Raw genomic sequence first — 24,069 nt, forward strand, 5'->3', positions numbered from 1 at the left:
GCATGTTCCGAGACGACGACAACTATGTTGGCAAGCTGGTCGGCAACACTGGGGAACCCAACAAGCTGACGATCGCGCTGCGTACGAGCTTCTCGGCGCGGCGTGGAGAGTTCGTGCGGGTCGCGCACCAGGAGCGCAAGTCGGAATCGCAGCTCGACGTGCTCGGCCGCGTCGTTGGGCTCTCGCGGTCGAACATCTTGTTCAGCCCAGCGCTCGGCGAAGGGATCAGTGAAGTCGAGCTGTTGCCGCAGTCGCGGCTCTCGGGCGAGACCGTGTACGCGACGCTCGAGCTGGTCGGTTATAAGGATCCGTTCACCGGCGAGATCCGGATACCCCGGCGTCCCCTGACGCCGGGGACGAAGGTCTACGGAGTCGACTACGCGTTCCTTACGAGCTTCTACGAGTTTTCCGAGGACACCAGCATCCATCTCGGCAACCTCGTCGGCTACGAAAAGGGCGAGAACATCGTCCCGGTATTCCTCGACGCGAACACCTTGGTGACCGAGCACCTCGCCGTGCTTGCGATGACCGGCTCAGGGAAGAGCTACACCGTCGGGCGCGTCATCGAGCGGCTGGTCTCGCAGCTCAACGCGTCGGTCGTGGTCTTCGACCCGCACGGCGAGTACGGCAAGGCCTTCCGAGCAGGCAAGCTCAACTTCAACGACCGGCTCGACAAGGTCGAGGATCCTCGGGACCGGCAGAAGCTCGGGGAGATCCAAGATGTCCTCCAGCAGCTGCAGGACCGCGGGGGCGGCATCAAGGTCTACACGCCGCAGCTGCGGAGCTTCGACGAGAAGTACGCGGGGAAGAACATGCGCCTCGCCCTTCAGCTCGACCACTTCGACGTGGACGAGTTCTCCGGTGTGCTCCCTGGACTGACGGAGCCGCAGCAGCGCGTGCTCGATGTCGCGCTCCGCTACTGGAAGGAGAACATCGACGAGCCTCGCGACATCCAGGAGCTCTTCGCGGTCCTCGATGATCTCGACCGCCTGAAGGAGTGGGTGACGAAGTCCGGCAGCCAGGGTGAGGCCAACGCGCTCCGCGGAGGGAGCGCCAACATCGCCGCCATCCGCCTTCGGCGAATGATCAACGAGGCCCAGAGCTTCTACTCGCGCGCGGCCGGTGAGCCGTTCGACGTCTACGAGATGGTCGGCGACGACAATGCCGAGGCCGGACGGCTCTGCATCGTCGACCTCCAAGGGCTCTCGAACACGGCGCGGCAGGTCATCGTCGCGCTCATCTCGAGCGAGCTGATGAAGGCGGCGGCCGACAAGCAGCGCCCGACCCGACCGGTGTTCATTGTCTACGAGGAGGGGCACAACTTCGCGCCCGCAGGCGAGGCTGCGATCTCGAAGAACATCATCAAGCGCATCGCGGCCGAGGGCCGGAAGTTCGGCGTGGGCTTCGCCATCGTCAGCCAGCGCCCGAGCAAGCTCGACTCCGACGTGACGAGTCAGTGCAACACCATCGTCGCGATGCGCATCAAGAACCCGGACGACCAGCGGTTCATCCAGAAGACCTCCGACTACTTCTCTGCAGCGGACCTGGCGGAGCTCCCGACGCTGTCGACCGGTGAGGCGCTGATCTGCGGACGGGCGATCATCGCGCCGCTCGTCGTGAAGGTCGGCACCAAGGCGCTCGTCCACGGCGGTGAGTCACCGCGTGTGTGCGAGCGCTGGGGGAGGTCGGGAGGATGATGGGTGACCGCTTGACATCACCGACGGACCTGGTTTTCGACGGACTCACCAACCGCGAATTGATGGTCGAGCACTTCCCGATGCTGCTGTCGGGGATCCCGGACATCGGGCTCACGGTACACTCGCACTTCCTCACAGTCCTGGCCACCGCAGGGCAGTCACAGGGCTACTCCGCCGTGGCGGAGTGCCCGATCTGGTGGGCCCGCGACAACGGCCTCGGGGACGTGCGCGCGGACTCTGTGTGGTTCGAGAAGCACTCGGGCGAAGCCTCGCTCGCGTTCGAATTCGAGAGGTTCGAGCGCGGTGACGAGGGCAAGCTGCGGGGCAAGGTCGAGAACCTCGCGATCGCGTCGACCGCGTCCCCGAGCTTGAAGCTGTGTGTCCTGATCTACTGGGTGCGCAGCGGCTCGGCTCCACGCAGCATGGACGCCATCATCGCAACCTACCGCGAAGGGTTCAGGCGTCGTGGCAGTGACGTAGACCCGGCACGGACACCATTGATGATCATCAAGTGCGTGATGCGCCCCGCTCCCGATTCCGAACGTCTCGTGTTCGGCGAGTTCCTGCGCGACGAGCGCAATGAGCGGCTCGCCTTAGGGAGGGCGTAGTCATGGCGCTGATCGTGTTCCGCGGCAAACCCAGCGAGGTGCTGGGCGATCGGTTTCGCTTGCTAGCCGAGCTCGGCAAAGGGAGCTTCGGCGAGGTGTGGCAGGCGCGGAGGCTGAAGGATGGTGCCACGGTCGCGATCAAGATTCCGAAAGACCAGGAGAAGGGCGAGGAGGTGCTCCGCAAGGAGTCAGACATCATCAGGGAGATCCGTCACCCGAACATCGTTCGCGTCCACGGCTTCCACAACATCAGCGAGCTCTTCGTGATCGAGATGGAGTTCGTCGATGGCTACGACCTGGCGAAGGTTCTCGACAGCGTCAGTACGCGGGCGCCGCTAACCTTCGAACAGATGCTGGAGTGGACGATGCAGATCCTCGACGGTCTTGCTTCCGTCCACGCCGCGAACATCTCGCACAACGACCTGAAGCCGCAGAACATCCTCGTCGACAAGGCGTCCGGAGTAGCGAAGATCACCGACTTCGGGTCGAGCCGCCGGCTCGAGGATGTGTGGGTCTGGACCAAGCGCCACGGCACGGAGGCGTACATGGCCCCGGAGGTGGCGCTCGAGGGAAAACGCGCCCGGGACGTCAGCGACATCTACTCGATCGGCGTTCTCCTCTACGAGATGGCCACCGGACGGTTACCCTACTCGAGCCCGCATCAGCTGCTGACCGGCGTGCAGATCGCCAAGCCTCGTGAGGTCAACCGCGATGTGCCTGCCGATCTTGAGGACGTGATCCTTCGCGCGATGGCGCGGCGGCACGAGAACCGTTTTCAGAACTGCGGGTCGATGCGCGCCGCCGTGCAGGCATGCCTTGACCGGTTGCGCGCTGAGGCGGCGACGGCAGCTATGCCTGCTCGCTCGGAGCCCAGCCAGCTCGGCTTCCGGCCGCCCTCGTCGAGTCCACTCTACTACCTCGAACTGGCCAAACAGCGGCTCGCCGAGGGCGACGCTCAGGGTGCCCTGGAGGCAGCGGAGGCCGCTGTCGATCGGAGCGACGAGCATCCTCAGTACCTGCGGATGCTCGGCGGCATCTGTATTCGCCTGGGGTACGACCGCAAAGCGGCCGAAGCGTACGAGCAGCTGCTCGTCGCCTTCGATCGTGGCTATCCGGTCGAAGGTCATCAGCGACGCGACGTGCTCGAGCGACTCGGTCAGCTGTACAGCAGCCTCCAGCGGTATGGCGACGCGGTAACGATCTACGAGCGCCTTGTGGACGCCGTCAAACGGCCTTACTCGCGGTTCCGGCTCGCCGTCGCGGCGGGACTTGATGGCGATTACGGGCGCGCGATCCAGTTGCTCGAGACCGTTCGAGCGGAGCGGCCGGATGCCGTCGTCGTCTACTCCAAGCTCGGGTGGGCGCACGCCCTCAACGGGAACGATCGCCTCGCTCTCAGCTTCTACAACCAGGCCCTCGCGCTCGACGCCTTCGACCTGTTCAGCCTCTTCGAGCTAGGAAAGTACTACTTCATGGTCGGTGATCGGCGACGCGCCCGCGAGTACTTTGAGCGAGTCATGGACGGGGACAAGCTGGGCTTCTACGGCGACCGCGTCCGCGAGCTCACGAGCCCGACAGCCTGAGCTCCCCCACAGCGCCCGCTGGTCCTCCCAGGCCACGGGTCGGGACTTCTCAGGAACGGTGTAACTGGCCGAATGGCTGACGTGTGTCGGCCGGGAAGGTCCAGTAGTGGCCGTGGTTGGCTCCTCTGAAGCGTAGTATCGAGAAGACGACCAAGCCCGGGGACGCGGAGCGTGCCGCCGCAGTTCCGTGGCTAGCGGTTCAACGAGTTGATCGTTGAGTTGCTGCGCTGCTGGGGGATTGAGGCGACCGCGAGCCTGCGCACAACCGGCGAGGTTGATGTCGTGCTCGCGCACTCCGGGATGCGGTTCGTCTTGGAAGCGAAGCGACAGAAGGCGGATACGGGAAAATCGCGAAACTGCAGAAGAGGGCGCGGAAACGCGTAGCCGGAACCTGTGGGATCTTCCTGTCGATATCCGGCTATAGCGCGAAAGCGCTCGTCGATGTCGCGGGTGGCGAACGCCTGGACATACTTCTGCTTGACGCCTCACGCTGGGAATCGATGCTTGCCGGACTGGCACCTCCGAAAGAGCTACTGCGTCTGGTTCATGATCGGGCGGCTTTCTTGAACCAGCCCTACACCGCTCTTGCTGACCTGTCGGCTTCGAAACCGATCCCCTTAGTGTTGTGTCACGCAACCTTGGTCGGGCAATGGGTCCAGGTGCGGATGGGCGAGTCGGTGGTGAAGCAGGTTTTGGTCGTGCGCCTGCGTTGCGCCAGCGGATGTAGGCTGCGACGGCGGCGTTCCGTTCGGCGCGCTGTGGCGATCGGCGCCGTTGAGAACGAAGTAGCGCAGGGCGGTAAACTCGACCTCGATCCAATTTTTTCGATCGCGCGTGGATCCGCGCTACAGTCAAACACCTTTTACTCTCGTGACCGACGTCAGCACCAACTTGGAGCGAAGCCCTACAGCCGCGAGGCAGGAGCGGCGAAACTCTCATGCTGTTTATTCACCACCGAATCAGTGGAAAAAAATTCCGCTCGTGCGAGCTGACACTGCTTGCCGCCGGGTTGGTACTGTCGCAATTCGATAAGTTAGTCCTCTCACCCAACGGCTGTCTTCTCCGCCAACGACGCCAGGTGTTCGTACCTGCCCATGACCCGCCTGACGTCGACTCCCCACCAAGGCCACCGCAGGACAAGACACCTGCGACTACAAACTCCGGATCGCTAGGCCACCGTTCCGACGACGATCGCACCTCGCACTCACCGTGGGACGGTTGTAAAAGCGCTTTCACTAGTTCGACAGCCTCAAGCTGTACTGCGCGGCTGGGTCCCGGCTGCTCGAAACCCGCCAGCTGCTTGGAGCCCGAGTCTGCTTCAGACGGCTGGCGGGTAGGTCGGGTTACGACGCGGGCGGTCACACTTCCTTACTCGTGAAGGAACGGTGGTAATCGCTGGTGACCATCCATGCCAGGGCTGAGGCTAGGCCGAGCACGAGTACCGGTACGGACGCCACGAGGACGGTGACTGGCCAAGGGGCGGTGTGGATGTTGGCGGCTATCAGAAGGTGGTAGGCGATCTGGGCGCCAGCGCCGACCACCAGGCTGGTAATCGCTGAGCGTCTGGCGAACTTCCTCGTTCGTGCGGACAGACCGATCGAGCCTAGCCAGCAGCGGAGGGCGTAGCCGCCATAGGCCTCGACGGAGAGGGACAGGACTACGGCGGTGTTGATCTGGAGTTGATCCCAAAGACCCGGGAGCAGGCGGACGACGCCGAATCCGGTGAGTTCGCCCAAGCCGACCCAGCCTGACCAGACTGCTACGGCTGCGCCGAGGCCGATCAACAGCAGAGGCCATGGACGAGGGTGGCGGTAACTGCTGGCGAACTCGCCACCCGCGGCGTCGGCCCGCAGCGAAGCTGTCGCCACCTTGTCGCCAGCGGTGGCCGCAACCAACTCTTGGTGATCTTGGGGGTTCGGAACCGCCGGGTCGAGCGCCGAGGGGGCTGGGGGTTCTGTCGCCAGCGTCGCCAGTGCTTGGCGGATCTGGTAGTCGGTGGCGCCAGTGAGTCGAATCAGGGTGGGGCGGCCTGGTGGTGGCTTGCCTTCCGTCGCGGCGGTGGCGATTGCTTCGCGGACCTGGTCGAGGACGTCGTTGTTCACCGGGCCACCGCCTCCGCCAGTACGGTGAGTTCCTTGACCTCTTCCGCGGTGAGGCCGATCGTGCCTGTGTGGCGTCGTAGTTCGGCTTGGCTGCGGAGCCAGGAGCGGAAGCTGTCCAAGGCGGTATCACCAGGCATGGCGAGTGCGTCGCCGGCATCCCGCCAGGTGGTGAGCGCTCCGGCGCGAAGTAGGCAGGAGACGGTGACCCAGCGGCCCGAGGTGACTTCCTTGGCGATGCGGGTGCCGAGAGCGAGTTCGGTCCAGTAGTCCTCGACGTCGACCGGCTGGCCGGACTGGCCGTGCTCGGCCAGGAAGGTGCGCTGTCGTGCCTGCGTCCACCAGTCCACGAGCTTGCTCGTCAAGAGCATGCCGACGGGCTGATCGGGAGTACGGGTGCGAAACGGGGTCGAGGTGTGTGGTGAGCCGAGGTCGTCGGCTCGGTGGTGATGGTTGTGCATGGGTGATCTCCGGTAGCCAATAAGGCTCCGAGCGACGGCGGCGCCGCGCGATCGCTCGGAGCGCTGTCACTTGGTGTCGTCAGCGGGCGGAACGACTTCTGCCGATGGGCGGGTGCCGTGGCGTGATGGCAGAGCACGGCGGGCTGCCTGCCATGCCGCTTCGGCCTCGACCGATCGGGTCGTGCGGACGGCGTTTCGGGCTGCGGGGGCGGGCCGGTGAGCCATCCCGGGTGTGGAGATGGGCAAGTTGTCCGGGTCGAGGCCGCGGGCAAGGTAGGCGACCGCGTTGGTGGTGGCCTGGTTCAGCTTGGCTTGGGCATGCCGCCTGATCTCGATGAGCGTCAGGCCGCTCGCCGCGGCGGCATCGACCTTGCGGGCCAGGTCAGCGGCTTGGGCCTGGCTGGGGCGCGGATGTTTTCCGAAGTTCAAGCCCGCGACGAGTTCGGCCGCTGGGCTTGACGGCTCGGAGGTCGGCGGATCGTTCGACTCGTCGACCTGGTCCTCGATGGATTGAGGACGGTTCCCTGGATGGTTGAGGGACGGTTTGGGTGTCATACGGCCGATTTCCTCGGCTGGTGTGACACCCCTGTCGACCTGGTATGACGCCTCGGCAGGGCTCGTATGGGCGTCTGTTTCCTCGCGGATGCCCTTGTTTGAGGGGCCGTATGACACCTCGGACATGGCCAGGTCATACACCGTCGAGCGGCGGTACCTCTTCTTGGCTTGCAACGCCTGTATCCGGGAGTCGCCGAGCCGGATCACGCCGAGTTCCAGCAACCGCTTCAGGCAGCGGCGCACGGTGCTCTCCGACAGCCGGGTGTACCGGCACAGCGTCTCGTTCGACGGGAAGGCGTTGCGGCCGCGGTTGTCCGCGTGGTTGGCCAGACCTATCAGCACGAGGACCAAGTGAGGACGCTTGCGCGGGTCCTCGTTCTCGAAGGCGGGTGCGTGGTTGAGCGCCCAGTTGAGCGCTTCGATGCTCATACCGCACCCACGACGAACTGTGCGACGATAGCGATCATGTCGGATCTCCTGTATCCGATCAGGCCCCGGGCCGGTGCCCACCACCGGCTTTCGGGGCCGCCTTCGTCTCACACACGTCTCACGGACTGTGTGGACTCCGGCGGATTCGGAGACCCTGCCTGGGCTTTCACCCGACTCTGACCGACTTCAGCGTCCTGAATAGACCATGCGAAACACTCTTGTCCCGCTGGGGGTCAAGGGGTCGCAGGTTCAAATCCTGTCAGCCCGACGGTCGTGAAACGCCCGCTGAATCTGGACAAAATACCAGGTCAGCGGGCGTTTTCGTTTCTTTGAGTCGACCATCGCACGTCTGTCCATTGTGGTCTAAATGAAGATCGACAAGGGTGAACTGGAGAAATACTGGAGCGGCAGCCCTCCAGCTTTGACGCGACGCCGTTACGGGGTCGCGTTGATCTTCATCCTCCTGGGTGGTGTCGCCAACCTTCCTGTACGTCCCCATCCCGTGCTCAGGCGGCCTGAATCGTCGTCTCCCCGTGAAGCCTGGCGCTCAGGCCAAAGGTCGTCGAAGTCAGGACGTGTCGCGGGCAGGCGCCCTCTCGTTCGGCCGAACGTGACGGTGGACACCATCGATTGGTCGAACCCGAGGGATCGGTGACCGGTGGTACGAGGTCTCCTGCGGTGACGAGGTTGCCACCGGATGAAAGGCTTGTTGTAGCGCTGTGGGTGAGACCAGCGACGACACGGCCGTGAACCGCATCCAGCTTCTCGTCATCGCCGGACTTCTCGGCGGTCTCGTCGCCTGCGGCACCACCGAACCTGCGAGTACGGGCGAACGTTCCTCCACCAACCAAGAGACTGGCGGGCCGCCTGGCGCGTCCGGAGGCTCGACCGACACGACCGCACGGCACGTCGTGGACCGCTTCATCGCGGCAGGACTGCCTGCAGCGAACCCCCGCGACAACACGAAGCAGAACTGCGACTCGCTGAGATGCCTCCAGCTCATCACCACCGACGCGATCAGCGTCTACTCATGGCCCGACGAGACCGCCGCACAGCACCAGGTCGACGTGTCCTCGGGAAACGCCTACCGGCAGGGAACGATCGTGCTCTCATACGGCGCAGCCCGGACGCCGCAGGCGAATCGTCCTCGATACGAGGCCGTGCTGAAGGACGTCGTCGGCTAGGTCAACCGTTCACGACCAGTGCTCGTCGGCGCGTTCCACCAGCAAATGGCCCCGCGTCCCGAAGCACCTCGACCGCGCTGGCGCGCGTCCGCGCCGGTCAATCGCCAGACGTGTACAGTTCAAAGCATTGGCGAGCCTGGAGCAGGCCATCGCCGAGGCGACTGCCCACGACACCGACGCGGCCCACGAATCGGATCTCACGCTGCCGTACTGGGCTCGATGAGGACCAGCTACACGCAGCCGTCCAGCACCGCGTTCGGCAGGTCTACACCAACCTCGGCGACGCCCTGCTCCCGGAGATGGTCCGGGGCATCCGCGCCTCCGTCGCCCCCAGCAGGGAAGCCTTCCTGCAGCAGTACTTGCGCGCCGCACGAGCCCACCACGCACTCCCTCCCGGCGAACAGTTCCCTCAACTCCTGGCGCTCATCGGCTGACACGCCGCCCACCTGCGCGTTCCCCGCGGTGCGGACCCAGCTACGCAGGGTCTCGCGGTTCACACCAAGCTCGCGGGCGATCCGCCGCCACGGCCGGTCCGACGAGCGGGCCAACCCGACGGTGTCCCCGCGGAACTGCTCGGGGCACTTCGACATGCCTGACACGAGGACCCCCTTCCCCAGACGGCTGTCCGAGATCAGGGTGTCCGGCTCAAGGGACAACCTCCTTCTTCTTCGCCGCCCGCAAAGCCGAGATCGGCACCAGCGTCTGGGACACCCGCGACCACGCCGGACAAGACGTGTTCGCCTACCTCGCCTACTACAACCACGACCATCTACATCAGACATTCGGCTACCACACACCACACGACACCCGCATCAACTACAGTCCCGACTTCGGCCTCGTGGCATGAAACCCCAATTTCCGACTCCCGGAGGGAAACTCAGTGTGCGGCTGCGGCGAGGGCGTGTGCTTGGTCGACGGCTTCGCTCGGGCTGCCTGCCCAACGCACTCCCGGCCAGCCGCTGGTCCAAGTGCGCCAACTGTTGCCGACCTTGCCGTAGCGATCGGCCAGCAGGACGTGAGGCCGGTCGAGCAACAGGCTTAGCAGGTGTCCATGCAAACGGTCTGTGACGACGACATCGCCGCTGGCCAGCAGGGCGCATCCCCTGGTGAGCTGAAGCGCCGCCAGTTCGTCGTGGGCCGCGGCCACGGCTGCGACCCGGTTCGGGTCGGGATGCTCCTGCAACGCGTGCACCGCGGCTCGTAGGCGTTGTCCGGCGGCGTTTCGCCGAAGCTGCCACGCCGGGGTCGCGTCGAGTTCGTTCGTCCAGTCGGTGTGCAGGGTTCTGCCGTTCGGGGCGGGTGGGGGAAGGCCGGTGGCCTCGTGGTCGGATCGGGCCAACCACACCACGTCATGTGCCCGGCAGCCGTTCGTGGGAGGCACGGACAGTGTGAAGGCCATGTCGGGGCACAGCAGGCTGGTCGCGGCGAAGTGGGTTCGGGCCAGGTGGAGGCTGTGCTGATCGCGCACCAAGAGGGCGAGGTCGGGGTGGGCGTCGAAGACGGCTCGCGCCCGCTGGAGGTTCGCGTCGTCCCGGAAGCAGATCGACTGGGGCAGCTGCACGATCCGGTGCCGGGGAAAGGACCGAACGAGGTGTTCCCGGAAGTGCTGGCGTTCAGGCCACAGGTCGCCGAGATTGCCGCCGCCGTGTATCAGGATCACGCCTTCGGGCACGGCGGTCAGCAGGTCTTGCGGGCGGAACGACTGCTCGTCGCAGGTATAGGCCACTGACACGCCCAAACCACGCAACGCCGTGCGTTCCCCCAACCAGATGGCGCTATCGCCCACGTTGGCATGCAGCGGGAAGTCCACCAGCGCGCACCGGGTGCCGGGGGCGAGCAGCGTGGAGAGAACCCGCGCGATGTGGCTCCTCAGCCGCGCTCGCCGCTGGTCGGGGTTGTCCGGACCGCTTTCCGCGATCACCTGTCTGCCTGCTCAAGGTCGCCCGCGCGCCGCAGCGCTTCTCGCAGGGCGTCGGCGATGTCGTGCCGTCCCCGGTTCTCGGCCTCCGACACCAGTGCGCGAGTCGCGAGTTTGATCCCATCGGGCATCGTCACCGCGCGCACCACCTCCAGGTCCAGTGTCCCGGGCAGAGTCGGGCACTTCCCTGACGCGCCCGCGAGTTCGAGCGCGACCATGGTGCCCACGCACTTCTGGCAACGCCCGCAGTTGTGCCCCGGCTCGCTCGACCAGCACACGCAGAGGTTGTCCAAGGGCAGATCTCCCTCGCTCGCCAGCCGGAAGATCTTGTCGGCGCGGGTCGCCTCGGCGCCGTCGTGGACGATTTCCAGTCCCTCGGTGGAGAACTGGTTGTCCAGCAGGGGGTGCGAACCCAGAGGCGGCATGTGCCGGTACTGATGGCTGGCCGCGATGAGACAGCGTCGCAGCAGGCCTTGCAGGCTCAACGCGACCGCGGCCAGCGCCGCGCCGTGGTACTCCGGCCAGAACGCGGTCGGCTCGGACATCGAGCGGACGTTAGTGTCGACCACGAGCAGCCGTTTTCCCGTGCGCGACGCCACGTGCCGCAACCGTTCCAGCAGGTGTTCGTAGCGGGCGCCCGTCTGCCTCTCGAAGTTGACGAACACCAGGTGCGTCACCGGTTCCCAGTCCGAGGCCGTAGATCTGGCGACGTCCTTGATGAGGCTGTAGAACGAGTCCACCCCGGCGGTGAAGAACAACCCCACCGCGTCGCCGCTCTCACGGCCTGCGACGGGAGCCTCCAGTTCGACCGAGTGCAGGTGCGGCCACCAGGCGGTGTAGATGTCGGCGATGGTGAACGCCGACCTGAATAGCCTGCGCGAGACCGGAGCGTGGACGCGTACGTCCTCTCTCAGTGCCATCGCGGGCATCATCATTGCGGCCAGGAAGGCGTCTCCCACTGGCGGCATCCACTCCGGTTCGCCGTCGTGCACCGTGAAGTGCAGACGCTCACCGCTCGGTGTCAGGGACGAGTCCACCGCTGCCGACAACCGCAAACCGTCCGGCGTCCACTCGCGGGCGAGGTCGTCGATGATCATGTGTGCGAGTCCCTTCGATCCATCGGACGATCAGCGTTGCAGACCCTGGCGATGCGGTATGACCGTCCTGGCGAGTATGTGCCCCACCCGTCGAGCTGTTCAATTCTCCGAAAAGGTGATGTTCAAAGCCGATATCGTGTCGCCCGAGAGACGATACATCGCACCCCGCGGAGAGTGATCACTTACAGTTGTGGCTGCCGTGCCCGATTCGGAGCAACTCGCACACAAATGCCGCCATTCGGTTGACCTCGACGCGGCAGTGATGGACCGCGGGCAGGTATGTGGGATATGAACAGCTCGAAGCACTTCAGGTGGGGCCCGTTACTCCTTCGGGCTGTTCTCAGGGTAATTGTCTTGCCGCGCCAACCGTTGCCCTAGTACATTTCGCGGTGGTGTCGATATTCTGTCCATCCATTCCAGAGGCGGTGGTATTCAGTGTCGCCGGATTCCGCTGTCGCGCGGTCGGTTTCCGTGATCATGCCCGCACGTAATGCGGCCGCCGTTGTGGGAGGTCAGCTCGCCGCTCTGTCCCGGCAGGACTACGGAGGGTCGTGGGAGGTGGTGGTCGTGGACAACGGGTCCACCGACGACACCGCCGCCGTCGTCGCCCGGTGGACAGATCGGTTGCCGGACTTGCGGGTGGTGCGCCATGAGCCGCGTGGGATCAATGGCGCGCGCAATGCTGGCGCTCGTGCCGCGAACGGTGAGCTGCTGGTGTACTGCGATGCCGACGACGTGGCGACCACCGGCTGGCTCGCCGCCATGGTGCGGGCGTCGTCCAAGGCTGACCTGATCGGTGGATACCTCGATTTCACTCCGCTGAACAGCGAACGCGTCCGTATGGCCAGATCTGCCAATCCGCCCGACCGGTTGCCGATTATCATGGGCTTCTTGCCCTATGCGGTGGGGGCGAGTATGGGCGTGCGAACCGAGGTGTTCCAGGCTTTGGGCGGATTCGACGAGAGTTACACCGGTGGCGGCGGGGACGACGTCGAGTTCAGCATTCGAGCTCAGCTGATGGGGTGCTCCGTGGTCTTCGCGCCGGGCGCGGTGATGCGCTACCGGTTGCGGGAACGGCTGTGGTCGCTCGCCAGGCAGCAGATGGGCTACGGACGAGCCGACGCGAAGCTGCTGCGAGACTTCCGTGAGCACGGGCTGCGCGCGGACGGAACGACAAAGGCCCTGGCGCACTGGCTCAAGCTCGTGTGGCGCGCCCCGGCCATCGCCTCGCCGGACCGGGGGCGCTGGGTGTGCCATTTCGCGTGGCGGCTGGGCAGGTTGCTCGGCAGTGCCGAGCAGCGGGTGTGGTGCCCGTAGCAGGTCGGTGTCGTGGGCGTTGTCTCGACGGATGAGGAGAACCGCGTGGACCAACCGCGATCGTTCACCGTCTCGTGTCCCGTGCGGGCGTGCCTGTCCGGGGAGGACTTGGACTGGGTGGGTGGCCGGTCCGTGTGCGTCGCCCTGGACCTCTACACCACCGTCGAGGTGAACCCGCCCACCTCGACGGGCGGACAAGCTCCGCACGAGTGGACCACCGGAGTCTGGTCCTTCCTCGGCAGGCACGTCGGAGGGCTTCCCCTGGGCCCCCCGCCGGTGGCCGTGTCGAGCGCGGCCCCTTCGGCCAGCGGCCTGTCTTCGTCCAGCGCGCTGATTCTCGCCCTGTTCGAGGCCCTCGCCACCGCCGTGCCCTCGTCGAGGCCGATTCCGCGCGACACATTGGTCCAATGGGCATACGAGTACGAGTTCGGCTTCTGCGACGGCGGGGGCATGGACCAGTTGGCCATCGCCTTGGGCGGCGCGACGCTGTTCGCAGGTCGGTCCACCGGGCTGCCGGACGTCCTCGACCACACCGACTTCCCGCAGGAGTGGGCCGTGGTGGTGGTCGATTCCCGGACGGCGAAGTCGACGCCCGACCACATCAGGTCGGTTCGAACTCAGCACCGCGCCTGCGATCCCGTGCTCGCGGAGTACGCGCACAGGACGGACGCGGCGTCCGACCTGGCCTGGCAGGCGATCCGCACGCGCGACCTCAGCCTGTTGGGCACCGCCATGACCGCGGCCCACCGCGCGATGCGGGATCTGCAGCGGATGTCGACCCCGCTGCTGGAACGCCTGCGCGCCATCGCCAGGAGAATCAGCGGTCTGCCCATGAAGGTCAGTGGCGCGGGTGGCGGCGGCGCGTTGGTTGGGATATGCCCGCTCGAAAACGCTGACACCCTGGCCCGCGAACTGCGCGCGGCCTACCGCGACGATCACCCGGGCGTCCGAGTGATCGTCGCCGGGTCGGTGCCGTCGAACTCGTAAGCGAGCCACTGCGCGAAATGGTGCACATGCCATTGGAGGTCCTCGGCCGACTGGCTCCGGCCTGCGGCCGTCGGTGGCGGGTTGCTCCTGGTGTCGTGGACGGGCACCGGCCGAACGGCCTGTGCGACGATCCTGGCGAACGCCTCGATCGGGTACTCAGGAGGCGTCTGGAACCTCTCGGCGGTCCCACATGCGATGGCGCGCACCTGCTCGACCAGTTCTCGCACGTGCAGCGGCCGCACGACGGCGGGTGAGCGGGCGGAGATCCGGATCGGCTCGGATTGCAACGCCGCCCACACGAGTGCTCCGACGGTCGAGTCCGGTCCATAGCCGGGACCGTAGAGATCAACGGAATCGAGGCGCAGCGGCACACGTGAGCCGAGGCGCAGTAGCGGTCCGCCGCCGCGGGTCAGGTCGAGCACAATGTTCCCGTGCGTGCGACCGCGGCGCGGCGCGGACGCCCCTCGAACGACTGTCACCGCATGCCCTAGGTCGGTCAGCGTTCGCACGATGTGCTCAGCCAGCACACCATCGCCCACCACCGTGATACCGCCGGACCTGCGACGTGGACGCGGTGTTGTCTCGCGACCGGTACCCAGAGCGAGTCGCGCGAGCACGGCCAACTGGTCACACGCTTCGACGGACAGCTCACCGCCGGGCGTCTGGCTCGTCCCTCCCGGCCCGATGGTGCGCAACGCCTCCCGCACCACATCCGGATCGGTGTCGCCACACGCGCCCTCGGTCAGCATTCCCAGCGCGAACGCGGTGAGCCACGTGCCGCGCACCACCGCGGGGTCGACGTTGTCGAGCTCCGCGGGCGCCCTCGGCCGCAGGTGGCGCTCGGGAACGCCAAGGCCACCTAGGTAGTCGCTGATCTCCAGGTGCAGCCACCGGTCGGACCGCATGTCATTCGATCGGACGACACACTGGGCGACGCCGTTCTTGAAGAACGGGACCACGCTTGGCACACCGAAGTCGATGCGCTGTGGTCCGGGACGAACGACGGGCAGGAAACACGGCGACTTCCGGAGTCCGCGAAACGCGTTTCCCACAATGCTCGGAGCGTCCTGGTGCTCGGCCAGGGTCGGCACGGCAACGAGGCACCGCACGCCTTCGCGACGGAGGTACCTGTGCATCAGGATGTCGTCCGGCCAGTTCGAGGGGTGACGGCGCACGTCGTCGGCAAAGCCCGCGGCCACGGCGCGGGGCAGGACGAGGGCACCGGTGGGGGTGTACTCGTTGACCGCGCTCACCCACCCTGCTCCGGACAGCGCGCCCAGCCGCACAGCGGCCGCGTTGCGGGAGTCCCACATCGAGTAAAGCGCCAAAGCGGCGTCCGGCGCCGCGCTGACAGCTTGTAGCAGCCGATCGAACGCGCCTGTGGCGAAGAGCATGTCGTCCTGCACGACGAGGTGGTGGGTTGACGACGCCGGAACGGACTCCCATGCGGCGACGGCGGTGCGCACCGCCGTCGGAGGTCCCGTTGGGTCCGGATCGGTGACCACGGAGAGCATCCCTGCCGGGGCCTGAGCGACGATCCGCTTCGCCGCATCGCCGCGAGCGGGATGGGTCATCACCGACCCGGTCAACACGACCTCCGTCGACGGCCGACTTCTGGCGGTGGCCGTCACGTCAGATTCCCCCACGCCGCCCACGCGGTGACCTGTGCCATGCCCTCGTCCAGCCGCACGGCAGGACGGAAACCCGCCGCCGCCAGCCGTGAGCTGTCCACCTCCACCTTTCTGGCGTAGTACTCCCGGTAGCGATCGGGCCATCCCTCGCTGTCCGGCAGATCGAGGCGCGGTAGGCGCAGCATGTCGCGGTAGTGGTCGTAGAAGGCGCCCCACGTCGTGAGCGCTGGTCCGGAGAGCAGGAACCGCCGCTCCGACAGGGTCGGCACGTCAAGGAGATGGGCGATGGCATCGGCGACATCGTGCACGTGCACCGCGTTGCAGATTCCGCCGCCGCCACTGGGAAGACATGCGTTGTCCTCGGCCAGGTTCCGCAGGGGACGAATCGTCCACGTGGGGCTCCAGGGGCCGTATACGACGCTCGGCTGCAGACACACCACGTCCAGCCGGTCGCGCGGCCGTCCGAGGATGAGCCGTTCTGCCGCTGTCTTCTGCTGGGCGTAGGACAGATCGGCAGGATCGGAGCGCACGGATGGACTGTCCTCGTCGATCAGGGAGACGTCGGTCGGGTCGTAGACGCTCATGCTGCTGAGGTGCACCAACCGGTCGACGCGCGCCGCGGTCACCGCGCTCAGCACGCTCGCTGTGCCGTCGACGGTCACCGACCAGCGCTCGGCAAGGTCGCCCCCGTTGCCGTAGGCGGTGTGGACGACGGCGTCGCACCCTTGGAACGCTTCGGCCAGGGCCGTCGTGTCGCGGACGTCGGCGAGCACGAACCGCAGCCGGGTCGCGTCGAGGTGCGACAACCGCGCCCGCTTTCGATGTTCACGTCCGATCGCGACCACCTCGGTGTCGCTGTCGCGCAGTAGCCGGTCGACCACGTGGGAACCGATGAAGCCGGTGGCTCCCGTCACGGCCACCCGTCGTGCGCTCCCGGTTTGGATCTTCCGCCGAGGTCCGGGTTCCCACGGCCGCGGCAGGCGGTGCGACCGGTGCTCTCGGCACCGGTCGAGCAGGGCGACCACCGACTCCGCGTCCGCCAGCGTCGCCGCCTTGGTGACAGCGCCGTGCAGCGCGCGGTCGAATTCCTCGAACTGCCGGTGGAACACGCCTTCCCTCGTCAGCAGCCGGGGGTCGGTTGTGGGGACCGGACCCTGTCGGATCAGTGCCCCGTCGGAGGTGTGCAGCGCGTAGTGCGCTTCTCGCCGGGTTCCCACGCTCAGCACGGCCCTGGTTCCCTCGATGGTGAGCGTGTCACCCAGGTCGCGCAGCCTGCTCAGCTCAATCTCGACGGGCACGCCGCCAGCCAGCAACTCCAGGCGCACCTCGCTGTCGACGCCGTCGCAGGCGTTGTCGTCACAGGACCGCAGCTCCATCGGTCCACCCAGCCAGTGCCCTATCAGGTCGAGCACGTGGGGGCCGAGGTCGGCCAGCACACCGGCCCCCGCGCCGGGCTCGAAGGCGAACGGGCTCACCAGTGGCCAACCGTATTCGAAGCCCTCACGCCACCGGACCCGGCGAACGCGGCCCAGTTCCCCGGACGCCAGCCGCTCGGCGACCCATGGCACGGAGGGGAAGAACCGACGCATGTGCGCGGGCACCACGACCACTTCTCCCGCCCGCGCCGCGGACCGGATGCGGGCGCACTCGGCGACGGTGGTCGCGACCGGCTTCTCCAGCAGCACGTGTTTGCCTGCCGAGGCAAGTCGGGCGGCCAGCACGGCGTGCGTGTCGGGTCCGGTGGCCACCAGTGCGACATCGATCTCGTCGAGCACGTCGGTGATGTCGGTGGCGCGCACCGGTGGGCGTGCGCTGCCCCGGCCGCCTGCCGCCAGCAGTCGCGCGTACTGCTCGGCCACGCGCTCGGTGCGGGCAGGTAGCCGGTCGACGAGAGCGCTGAGCACGAACGGCTCCCCGCGGGCGAGCGCAGGCAGGTGGCACAGCTCGGTCACGGCGCCGCACCCCACCACGGCCAGGCGCAGTGGAGCGCTCATCGGGCGTTCTCGAGGTCGTGCACGATCCATACGCTCGGTTCCCAGTAGGTGCCCAGGTCCTGCTTGCGGTCGACGTGCAGGAGCGCGAGTCCGTGTGGGAAGACGTAGTCATCGCTGTCGGGGAAGCTGACGCCGGTCCAGGTCTCCCACTCGGTCACGGTGCCCGTGATCAGCGAGGAGTGGGGCGCGGGCGCGGACAACACGCCGCCGCGGCGCACGTGTGTGCGGATCCACGGGTCGAACGGCGTGCCGTCGGGCGCCTTCCACGAGGCGTAGCGCTCGATCGGCACGAGCGGGTAGCGCTCCTTGAGCGTCGGCCTGATCGGCACGATCACGTGCGAGAGACCGGCTTGCCGAGCAGCGGTGCACAGGGCTTGTAGCGCCACGACGGACAGGCCCTTGCCGCGGTGGCTGGGCGCGACCTCGATCCCGAGAGCGCAGAGGGCGTTGGTGCTGGCTTTGGTGTCGTGGGCCGCGAACCCGGCCTCGACCGCCGCGTCGATCCCCGGTCCGAGCCCGGCCTCCGTGCCGTCCCAGACAAGCGGGATGCCGCGCGCGGTGGCCAGCACGTCGTCGGTGTCCGGGTCGAAGAGGGCGAGCTGGAAGCGGCCGAAGATGGCGAACAGTCGCTCCCAGTACCCTGCTATCACGTCACCGTGGATGTTGTACTCCGGCCAGACTCCGGCGAACAGCACTGGGATGCGCTGCCACAGGTCCGGTCGGTCGTCGTGGTCGACGATCAGCGCTGTCAACTCAACTCCTCTTCGAGGTCAAATCGCGAACACCGGGCCGTCACTGCCGTGCACCAGCACAGGAGAGGGAACGGCGTAGTAGGCCATCGCCGCGCGGATGTCGGACTCGCGTGCGGCGACCTGTGCGCGAGTCCGCGACCGGATGCGGAACTTGCCGTGGTGCGCGGCGGGAAAGGTGTTCCGGCCGTGGTAGGTGTACAGGTACAGGTGTCCGTGGCCGCTGACATGTTGGACACGCACCCGATTGTGCAGTTCGGTGAGCAGCGCCCAGTCCTCGCCGAAGTGTGCGTAGCGGCCCGACTCCGGGTAGTGGAACCGGGTGTCGCGGGTCATCAGCATGGTGGTGGGCAGCAGGGGGTACTTGGCAGGGGGCGTTGGCAGGGTCCAGTCGATCCAGTGCAGATCGCCGTCCTGCTGGAACAGTTGGAGGTGGTCGCTGAGAAACGACGTGTGGGCGCCGACGCTGATCAGCTCGCCGACCTGGATCGTCAGGCGGTCGGGGTGGCTGCAGTCATCGTCGTCCCACACGCACACCAGGTCACCTGAGGCCACGTCCAGAGACAGGTTGCGCAGCGCGCCCAACCGCATGGTGGGGTCGGCCTGGACGATCTCGACCCGCTCCACACCGTGGGCGCGGGTCGACTCGAGTAGTTGGTTCCGGTAGGCCGCTGTGCCTTGGGTGACGATGACCAGTTCGCGCGCGGTGTACCGCTGGTGCGCGAAGCACCTGATCGCGCGATCCGCCAGCGTCGGTCTGTCCCTGGTCACCATCAGGCAGCTCACCAATGGGGATGTGCGCTCCGGTGGTGTCACGGCGCCCGCACCTCCCACACGATTGCCGACGGCACGCCGTCCCAGGCGGCGTTGGCCGCGTCGGCGATCTGCTCTTCGTAACCACCGGGTGGCAACGGCCCTGCGAACAGCGGTTCCTGGCAGGACCGGAGGGTGAAGCCGTGGATCGCGAAGGCCGTGAGGTAGTCGCTGATCAGGCGCGGGTGGTTGCGCATGAAAAGCAGTTCGCCCGAGCGGCCCACCCACACGTACTGCCCGTGCAGCAGCACCATCACCGGGTGCAGGTCACTGACGATCAGGTGACCGCCTGGGCGCAGCACCCGGCGGAACTCGCCGATCACGTCGGTGATGTCCGGCAGGTGGCTCAGCGCCAGACCGCAGACCACGAGGTCCACCGCGCCGTCTGGCAGCGGCAGCCCCTCCAGGTCGCCGACCTCGAACGTGGCCTCCGGCACCTTGGCCGCGGCCAGTTCCAGCATCTTCGGTGACTGGTCGATCCCGATGACGTCGTGCCCGAGGCTGACCAGGTTCGCCGAGTGCCTGCCGGTGCCGCAGGCGGCGTCCAGGGCACGTCCGGGTGGCAGGCCGGCCAGCACTCGCCGCACGGCGGGCTCTTCCGCCGCGATGAGGAAGTGAGGATCGGCGTCGTAGGCGTGCGCCGCGAACGCGTACCCGTTCGACAGGCCCAGTTCGGTGAGCCGTTCACCGGCGGATTCGTCGCCGGGTATGGAGTCGACGAGTTTCTTGAGTTCCGCCACCCTCGCCGCGACGAAGTCGTCGTCGCGGTCCACCGCGCTGCGCAGCAGAGCCAATCCTTCGATCCCTATCATCAGCTCGGGTATACGATTCCGCCGCATTCGACACTCCTTCCGAAACGGGGGCCCACGTGATCGAGGGTTATTTCGAGCGAGAGAGTGCTGTGGTCGGAAATGAACTCAGCGTGCACGTTTCGACCGATGCAGCCTTCTTTCGAGTGGACTTTTACCGCATCGGCGCGGAAAATGACTACGCTGGCAGTACGGAATGGCTGCGCGGGGTGTGGGCAGCTCCGCCACCGCACCCTGACGGGGTACCCGAGCACGCTTGCCCCGCGGTCGACTGGGGTTGGCCCGGCTACCAGGTTCCGATACCACCGCAGTGGCGGCCGGGGATGTATGTCGCCTTCTTCGTGGAGTCCGCGTCCGACACCGCGCCCACCACCGACGGCCGTGGTCGTCCTGCCGGGAAGCTGCCCTACGACAGCGCACGGCTCGCAGGGTTCGGCAGGGAGTACTTCGTGCTGCGCCCGCGGGTGCCGGGATCCGCGGCGATCCTTTACAAGAAGTCCAGCTTCACCCGCCACGCCTACAACCGCTCGGACGCACCGGGGATCGAACGGGCGAGCAGCCTGTACGACAACCCGGTGTACGTCCCCGCGAACGGCGACGAGCCCGGTGGCCACAAGGTCAGCGCGCACCGCCCGGGTGGAGTCAACGACCTGGCGTACTGGGACGCCCCGTTCATCGCCTGGCTCGAACGCGAGGGCTACCAGGTGGAGTTCTGCACGGACCTCGACCTGCACGAGGACCCCAACCTGCTCTCGCCGTACCGGCTGCTGCTCAGCGTCGGGCACGATGAGTACTGGAGCGCCCGGATGCGCGAGCACGTCGAGGCGTTCGTCGACGCGGGCGGCAACGTGGCGTTCTTCAGCGCGAACACCTGCTGGTGGCGGGTGCACGTGGTGGACGGCGGCACCGCGCTCGTCTGCGACACCGACCACGACGTCGACGGCGTCTACCCGCACCTGCCTGCGACCGACCAGTGGTGGCCGCCGGAACCCGACGGCGTCGGGGCGCCGGAGAACGCCCTGACCGGCGTCAGCTTCCGCAACGGAGGTATGTGGCCCGGCGACGACTGGCCGGGTGACCGGCCCCGCACCGGTTTCCTGGTGCAGCACGCCGACCACTGGGTGTACGAGGGCACGGGTCTGCGCGACGGTTCCGGCGGCCGCGGCGCCGATCGACTCGGCGCGGGTCAGCCGCTGATCGGCTACGAGTGCGACGGGGCCGCGTACACCGTCGACGAGCGCGGCGTGGCGAGGCCCACCGGCGCGGACGGCACCCCCGAATCCTTCCTCATCCTGGGCATCGCCGTGCTCGCGCCCACGCACGACGACTTCCACAACCCGAAGCCCGGTCACTGGAACTGCGTTTCGAGGGAGTCCGCGACCGGCCCCCGTGCGGCGACCATGGGCATCCACACGCGCAACGGCACCGTCTTCACCGCCGCCACCACGGACTGGCCCGCGATTGTGGGGCGGGGCTGCGATGTCGGTGTCGGCCGGGTGACCCGCAACGTCCTGGACCGCCTCAGCACGTGAGCCCCTCGACCAGATCGACCACTTCGGACAGACCGGAGACGCGCCAGACGCCGGGGAGCAGCGGCGGCGGGACTTCCCGCACCGCGCGCTTCGGCCTGCACAGATGCACGGCACGCATCCCGACCGCGCGCGGTCCCAGGACATCAGGCCCCCACATGTCGCCGACGAACAGCGCCTCGGCTGGTCGGAGATCGCATTCGCGTAGCGTTCGCTGGTAGATGCGGGGATCGGGCTTGCGCCAGCCCGCGTGCGCGGAGGTCACGGTCACCGCGAACGTCCCGGCCAGCCCGGCCTGCTCAATCGCCTCGTCGAGCTCCCAGTACCAGTTGGAACAGATCGCGGAGACCACACCGAGCCGATCCAGCCTGGCCAGTGCCTCGACGGCGTCGTCGTACCGCCGCATCGTGAGTGCCCGGCTCTCCCGGTACAGGTCTGCGACGAGAGCGTCGACCTGGTTCGGCGGAACACCGCAGACGAGTGCACGCCGCCGCAACCGGTCCAGCTCCCATCTCCGGTAGGACTCGTGATCACGAGAATGCTCCTCGTGCGTTTCGCCGTCAGCGGGCAACACCGACCATTCGTCGCCCCACAGACGACCGGCTTGGCGCAGCCCGTGTCGTTCGAACACCTCGCGGTGCGGCACGCCCCAAGCGACCGATCGCGCCAGGGTCCCGTTGAAGTCGAAAAGCACACCGCGAACCATGTGCCACCCCTTCAGAATCGTCCGGCGCGCCGCGGAAAGTAGTCCTCCAGCACACCGTCGCGCTCGATGTCGACCGTGGCGCAGTGCAACCCGCCGCCGAACGGCGCCACCGCACGGAACGGCACCGGCACGACGTCGAAGCCGAGCCCGACGAGCTGATCGGCCAGCCGGACCTCCTCGGCCTCGACGCAGAGGGTGTTCGGGTCGAGGTTCAGCAGGTTCACCGAGAGCCACGGGGTGCAGAACGACAGCCTCATCTGGTGTTTCCAGCTGGCCGGTTGAACAGCCTCCACCACCTCCCAGTCGTTGACCTCGAAGTACTTGACCAGTTCCGGCGTCGCGAGGCGCTCACCGTTGTGCAGCACCAGGCCGGGGCGCAGCGGCACCCACGTCGCGTCGATGTGCAGCGGGTGGGTGTTGGTGAAGGTGATGGCGTGCACCCTGTGCTCGGGGAAGTGGCGCCGGAGCCACTCGTATCCTTGTCGGTTGGTGACCAGCGACAGCTGCACGAACAGGTCCTTGCCGAAGCGGGCGACGTCGGCGGCGTCGAACAGTGGCTCCTTCTCAGTCAGCACCAGGTCGTTCGCGGCGACCTTGTCCAGTTGCTCGCCGAGGCCGAGGGTGTTGTAGGTGTCCCAGAAGCCGGGCACGTACGACTCATCGGTCAGCCGTGGCTTGGGCGCCGCCTCCCATCGCATGTCCGGGTCGCTCTCGAACAGGGACTGCAGCACGGGCCGGTAGGCCAGGTATTCGAACCACCTGCTCCGGTAGCTCATGGTGGCTTCGAGGATCTCGTTGCCGACGGTCAACAGCACGTCGCGCGGGGGCATACAGCCGAACATGGACTCCTGTTCCCAGTCCGGCGTGCTCACCCGCTGGGTGAAGTCCAGCGGTGTCGGCCGGTCCACCCGGATGCCCCGCGACGAGAGCAGCCGCGCGAACGAGTCGAGTTGCTCGTTCGCCTCCGCCGTCATCTCCTCGGGCATCGGTCCCCACGTTCCCAGCGGGAAGCCGTCTTCGGGGAAGTCGCGTCGCACCGCGGGCTCCGGGGCCTGCACCACCGTCCCAGTCGCCCTTCCGACGATGACGTGGCGGAGTGGGTCCCAACCGTTCCAAGAGTTGACCCTCGTCGCCTCCACGGGCGCCTGCTCCGCTGTGGAAACCCGCTCCAGTGTGGACATTCGTGCTGATCCTTCCGGGCTGGACGAGCGAACCGTCGTCAAATGAACAAGTCGTAGTCGGTGTCGCGCACCTCTCGACCCCGGCCTGCCGCGAGCTCGGCGAGTTCGAGGTTGGACCGGTGCCGGGCGCAGTGAAAGCCGCAGTCCCGGCTGGGGTCGACGATGCCCCGATCGGAATCGCGCCAGATGTCGACGAGGCTGTCGGTCACCGCGTCGCCGAGCATGGCGGCCTTGTTCCCCCGGTGGTACGGGCAGGTGTAGACGCCCGATGGCGTGATCAGGGTCCGCAGCTCGGCCACACCGCAGCGCCGGTAGTCCTTCGGCTGGACGGGCCCTTCGTGCTTCCTCAGCGAGTCCAGGGTGGAGGAGTTGACGATCTGGAAGTGATCGCTCTCCAGGCTTCGGGCCCGCTCGATCTGGATCTCCACGGAAGCCAGCACCTCATCCGGGACGCCGATGACGTGGTGCTGCTCGTCGAACATGGCCTTGACCTCGAAGTAGTCACAGCCGATGTCGTGTGCCAACTCCGCGCCCGCCAGCACCTCCTCGTGATTGCTGACCGTGGTGCCGTCGCTCTCCTGACGCACCATCACAAGGAACGAGTAGCCCAGCGCGCCGGTCTTGACCTCAGCGAGGCGGCGCATGTTGCCGATCACCCGGTCGAAGGCGCTCCCACCACGCCGGTCGGGTCGGAAGGACCGGTAGGTCTCGCTGGTCGCGGC

Annotated in this window: 22 protein-coding genes; 8 read left to right on the forward strand and 14 right to left on the reverse strand. The window is 67.0% G+C overall.

Features of this window, described 5'->3' with window-relative positions; all coding sequences use genetic code 11:
• The first annotated feature begins 2 nt into the window (after window positions 1–2).
• The 4 genes from BLS56_RS23925 (at window position 3) to BLS56_RS31735 (ending at window position 4,880) form a co-directional block, all read left to right on the forward strand.
• Window positions 3–1,697, forward strand: a complete 1,695-nt coding sequence (locus BLS56_RS23925) for a helicase HerA-like domain-containing protein (protein WP_091455119.1) — start codon at window positions 3–5, stop codon at window positions 1,695–1,697.
• Window positions 1,694–2,305: a hypothetical protein gene (locus BLS56_RS23930; protein WP_139190950.1), complete on the forward strand. Its 612-nt coding sequence runs from the start codon at window positions 1,694–1,696 to the stop codon at window positions 2,303–2,305. The genes BLS56_RS23925 and BLS56_RS23930 overlap by 4 nt, the downstream gene beginning before the upstream one ends.
• A gap of 2 nt (window positions 2,306–2,307) precedes the next feature.
• Complete coding sequence (locus tag BLS56_RS23935) at window positions 2,308–3,888, forward strand: serine/threonine protein kinase (protein WP_091455125.1); 1,581 nt, start codon at window positions 2,308–2,310, stop codon at window positions 3,886–3,888.
• A 500-nt stretch (window positions 3,889–4,388) separates the two neighbouring features.
• Window positions 4,389–4,880: a hypothetical protein gene (locus BLS56_RS31735; RefSeq protein ID WP_175483010.1), complete on the forward strand. Its 492-nt coding sequence runs from the start codon at window positions 4,389–4,391 to the stop codon at window positions 4,878–4,880.
• Between the two features lie 366 nt (window positions 4,881–5,246).
• On the opposite strand, the gene BLS56_RS23940 is transcribed toward BLS56_RS31735, so the two are convergent.
• The 3 genes from BLS56_RS23940 to BLS56_RS23950 all read right to left on the reverse strand — a co-directional run bounded on the left by BLS56_RS23940 (window position 5,247) and on the right by BLS56_RS23950 (window position 7,516).
• The gene (locus BLS56_RS23940; protein ID WP_091455128.1) at window positions 5,247–5,990 is read right to left on the reverse strand and encodes a hypothetical protein; all 744 of its coding nucleotides are present in this window, start codon (window positions 5,988–5,990) and stop codon (window positions 5,247–5,249) included.
• Window positions 5,987–6,358 carry a hypothetical protein gene (locus BLS56_RS23945; protein WP_139190951.1) on the reverse strand — a complete coding sequence of 124 codons (372 nt, stop codon included), beginning with the start codon at window positions 6,356–6,358 and terminating at the stop codon, window positions 5,987–5,989. Before BLS56_RS23945 ends, BLS56_RS23940 begins: the two co-directional genes overlap by 4 nt.
• A gap of 156 nt (window positions 6,359–6,514) precedes the next feature.
• Window positions 6,515–7,516, reverse strand: a complete 1,002-nt coding sequence (locus BLS56_RS23950) for a helix-turn-helix domain-containing protein (RefSeq protein WP_139190952.1) — start codon at window positions 7,514–7,516, stop codon at window positions 6,515–6,517.
• A gap of 635 nt (window positions 7,517–8,151) precedes the next feature.
• Between BLS56_RS23950 and BLS56_RS23955 the strand changes: the two genes are divergently transcribed.
• Window positions 8,152–8,616 (forward strand): hypothetical protein, encoded by a 465-nt coding sequence (locus BLS56_RS23955; RefSeq protein ID WP_091455136.1) that lies wholly within the window; start codon window positions 8,152–8,154, stop codon window positions 8,614–8,616.
• A 230-nt stretch (window positions 8,617–8,846) separates the two neighbouring features.
• On the opposite strand, the gene BLS56_RS23960 is transcribed toward BLS56_RS23955, so the two are convergent.
• The 3 genes from BLS56_RS23960 to BLS56_RS23970 all read right to left on the reverse strand — a co-directional run bounded on the left by BLS56_RS23960 (window position 8,847) and on the right by BLS56_RS23970 (window position 11,631).
• Entirely contained in the window at window positions 8,847–9,206 is a 360-nt protein-coding gene (locus BLS56_RS23960) for a transposase (protein ID WP_228771880.1), read from the reverse strand.
• Window positions 9,207–9,493: 287 nt separating this feature from the next.
• The gene (locus BLS56_RS23965) at window positions 9,494–10,537 is read right to left on the reverse strand and encodes a polysaccharide pyruvyl transferase family protein (protein ID WP_091455143.1); all 1,044 of its coding nucleotides are present in this window, start codon (window positions 10,535–10,537) and stop codon (window positions 9,494–9,496) included.
• On the reverse strand, window positions 10,534–11,631 hold the full coding sequence (locus tag BLS56_RS23970) for a hypothetical protein (RefSeq protein ID WP_091455145.1): 1,098 nt from the start codon (window positions 11,629–11,631) through the stop codon (window positions 10,534–10,536). Before BLS56_RS23970 ends, BLS56_RS23965 begins: the two co-directional genes overlap by 4 nt.
• A gap of 477 nt (window positions 11,632–12,108) precedes the next feature.
• Between BLS56_RS23970 and BLS56_RS23975 the strand changes: the two genes are divergently transcribed.
• Both BLS56_RS23975 and BLS56_RS23980 read left to right on the forward strand, forming a co-directional pair.
• Window positions 12,109–12,948, forward strand: coding sequence for a glycosyltransferase (locus BLS56_RS23975; protein WP_228771881.1), 840 nt, complete (start codon window positions 12,109–12,111; stop codon window positions 12,946–12,948).
• A gap of 45 nt (window positions 12,949–12,993) precedes the next feature.
• Entirely contained in the window at window positions 12,994–13,935 is a 942-nt protein-coding gene (locus tag BLS56_RS23980; protein ID WP_228771872.1) for a GHMP family kinase ATP-binding protein, read from the forward strand.
• Here BLS56_RS23980 and BLS56_RS23985 read toward each other — a convergent pair.
• The 5 genes from BLS56_RS23985 to BLS56_RS24005 are packed head-to-tail and all read right to left on the reverse strand — an operon-like array spanning window position 13,884 to window position 19,934.
• Window positions 13,884–15,524, reverse strand: coding sequence for a hypothetical protein (locus BLS56_RS23985; protein ID WP_139190954.1), 1,641 nt, complete (start codon window positions 15,522–15,524; stop codon window positions 13,884–13,886). The two genes, BLS56_RS23980 and BLS56_RS23985, sit on opposite strands and share 52 nt — an antisense overlap.
• A 38-nt stretch (window positions 15,525–15,562) precedes the next feature.
• On the reverse strand, window positions 15,563–17,560 hold the full coding sequence (locus tag BLS56_RS23990; RefSeq protein WP_175483012.1) for an NAD-dependent epimerase/dehydratase family protein: 1,998 nt from the start codon (window positions 17,558–17,560) through the stop codon (window positions 15,563–15,565).
• The gene (locus BLS56_RS23995; protein WP_091455158.1) at window positions 17,557–18,312 is read right to left on the reverse strand and encodes a GNAT family N-acetyltransferase; all 756 of its coding nucleotides are present in this window, start codon (window positions 18,310–18,312) and stop codon (window positions 17,557–17,559) included. The genes BLS56_RS23990 and BLS56_RS23995 overlap by 4 nt, the downstream gene beginning before the upstream one ends.
• A gap of 18 nt (window positions 18,313–18,330) precedes the next feature.
• Window positions 18,331–19,080, reverse strand: a complete 750-nt coding sequence (locus BLS56_RS24000; protein ID WP_175483013.1) for a glycosyltransferase family A protein — start codon at window positions 19,078–19,080, stop codon at window positions 18,331–18,333.
• Between the two features lie 41 nt (window positions 19,081–19,121).
• Window positions 19,122–19,934: a class I SAM-dependent methyltransferase gene (locus BLS56_RS24005; protein WP_228771873.1), complete on the reverse strand. Its 813-nt coding sequence runs from the start codon at window positions 19,932–19,934 to the stop codon at window positions 19,122–19,124.
• 143 nt (window positions 19,935–20,077) lie between these two features.
• On the opposite strand from BLS56_RS24005, the gene BLS56_RS24010 reads away from it, so the two are divergent.
• Window positions 20,078–21,463, forward strand: a complete 1,386-nt coding sequence (locus tag BLS56_RS24010; RefSeq protein ID WP_324187536.1) for a N,N-dimethylformamidase beta subunit family domain-containing protein — start codon at window positions 20,078–20,080, stop codon at window positions 21,461–21,463.
• Here BLS56_RS24010 and BLS56_RS24015 read toward each other — a convergent pair.
• The 3 genes from BLS56_RS24015 to BLS56_RS24025 all read right to left on the reverse strand — a co-directional run.
• On the reverse strand, window positions 21,453–22,154 hold the full coding sequence (locus tag BLS56_RS24015; RefSeq protein ID WP_228771875.1) for an HAD family hydrolase: 702 nt from the start codon (window positions 22,152–22,154) through the stop codon (window positions 21,453–21,455). The genes BLS56_RS24010 and BLS56_RS24015 overlap by 11 nt on opposite strands.
• Window positions 22,155–22,177: 23 nt before the next feature.
• A complete protein-coding gene (locus BLS56_RS24020) occupies window positions 22,178–23,347 on the reverse strand; it encodes a serine/threonine protein kinase (protein WP_091455168.1) in 1,170 nt (389 codons plus the stop codon).
• A 38-nt stretch (window positions 23,348–23,385) separates the two neighbouring features.
• On the reverse strand, window positions 23,386–24,069 hold a 684-nt coding region (locus tag BLS56_RS24025; RefSeq protein ID WP_228771876.1), incomplete at its 5' end, for a globin family protein.

The organism is Actinokineospora iranica (assembly GCF_900101685.1).
Classification (GTDB): domain Bacteria; phylum Actinomycetota; class Actinomycetes; order Mycobacteriales; family Pseudonocardiaceae; genus Actinokineospora; species Actinokineospora iranica.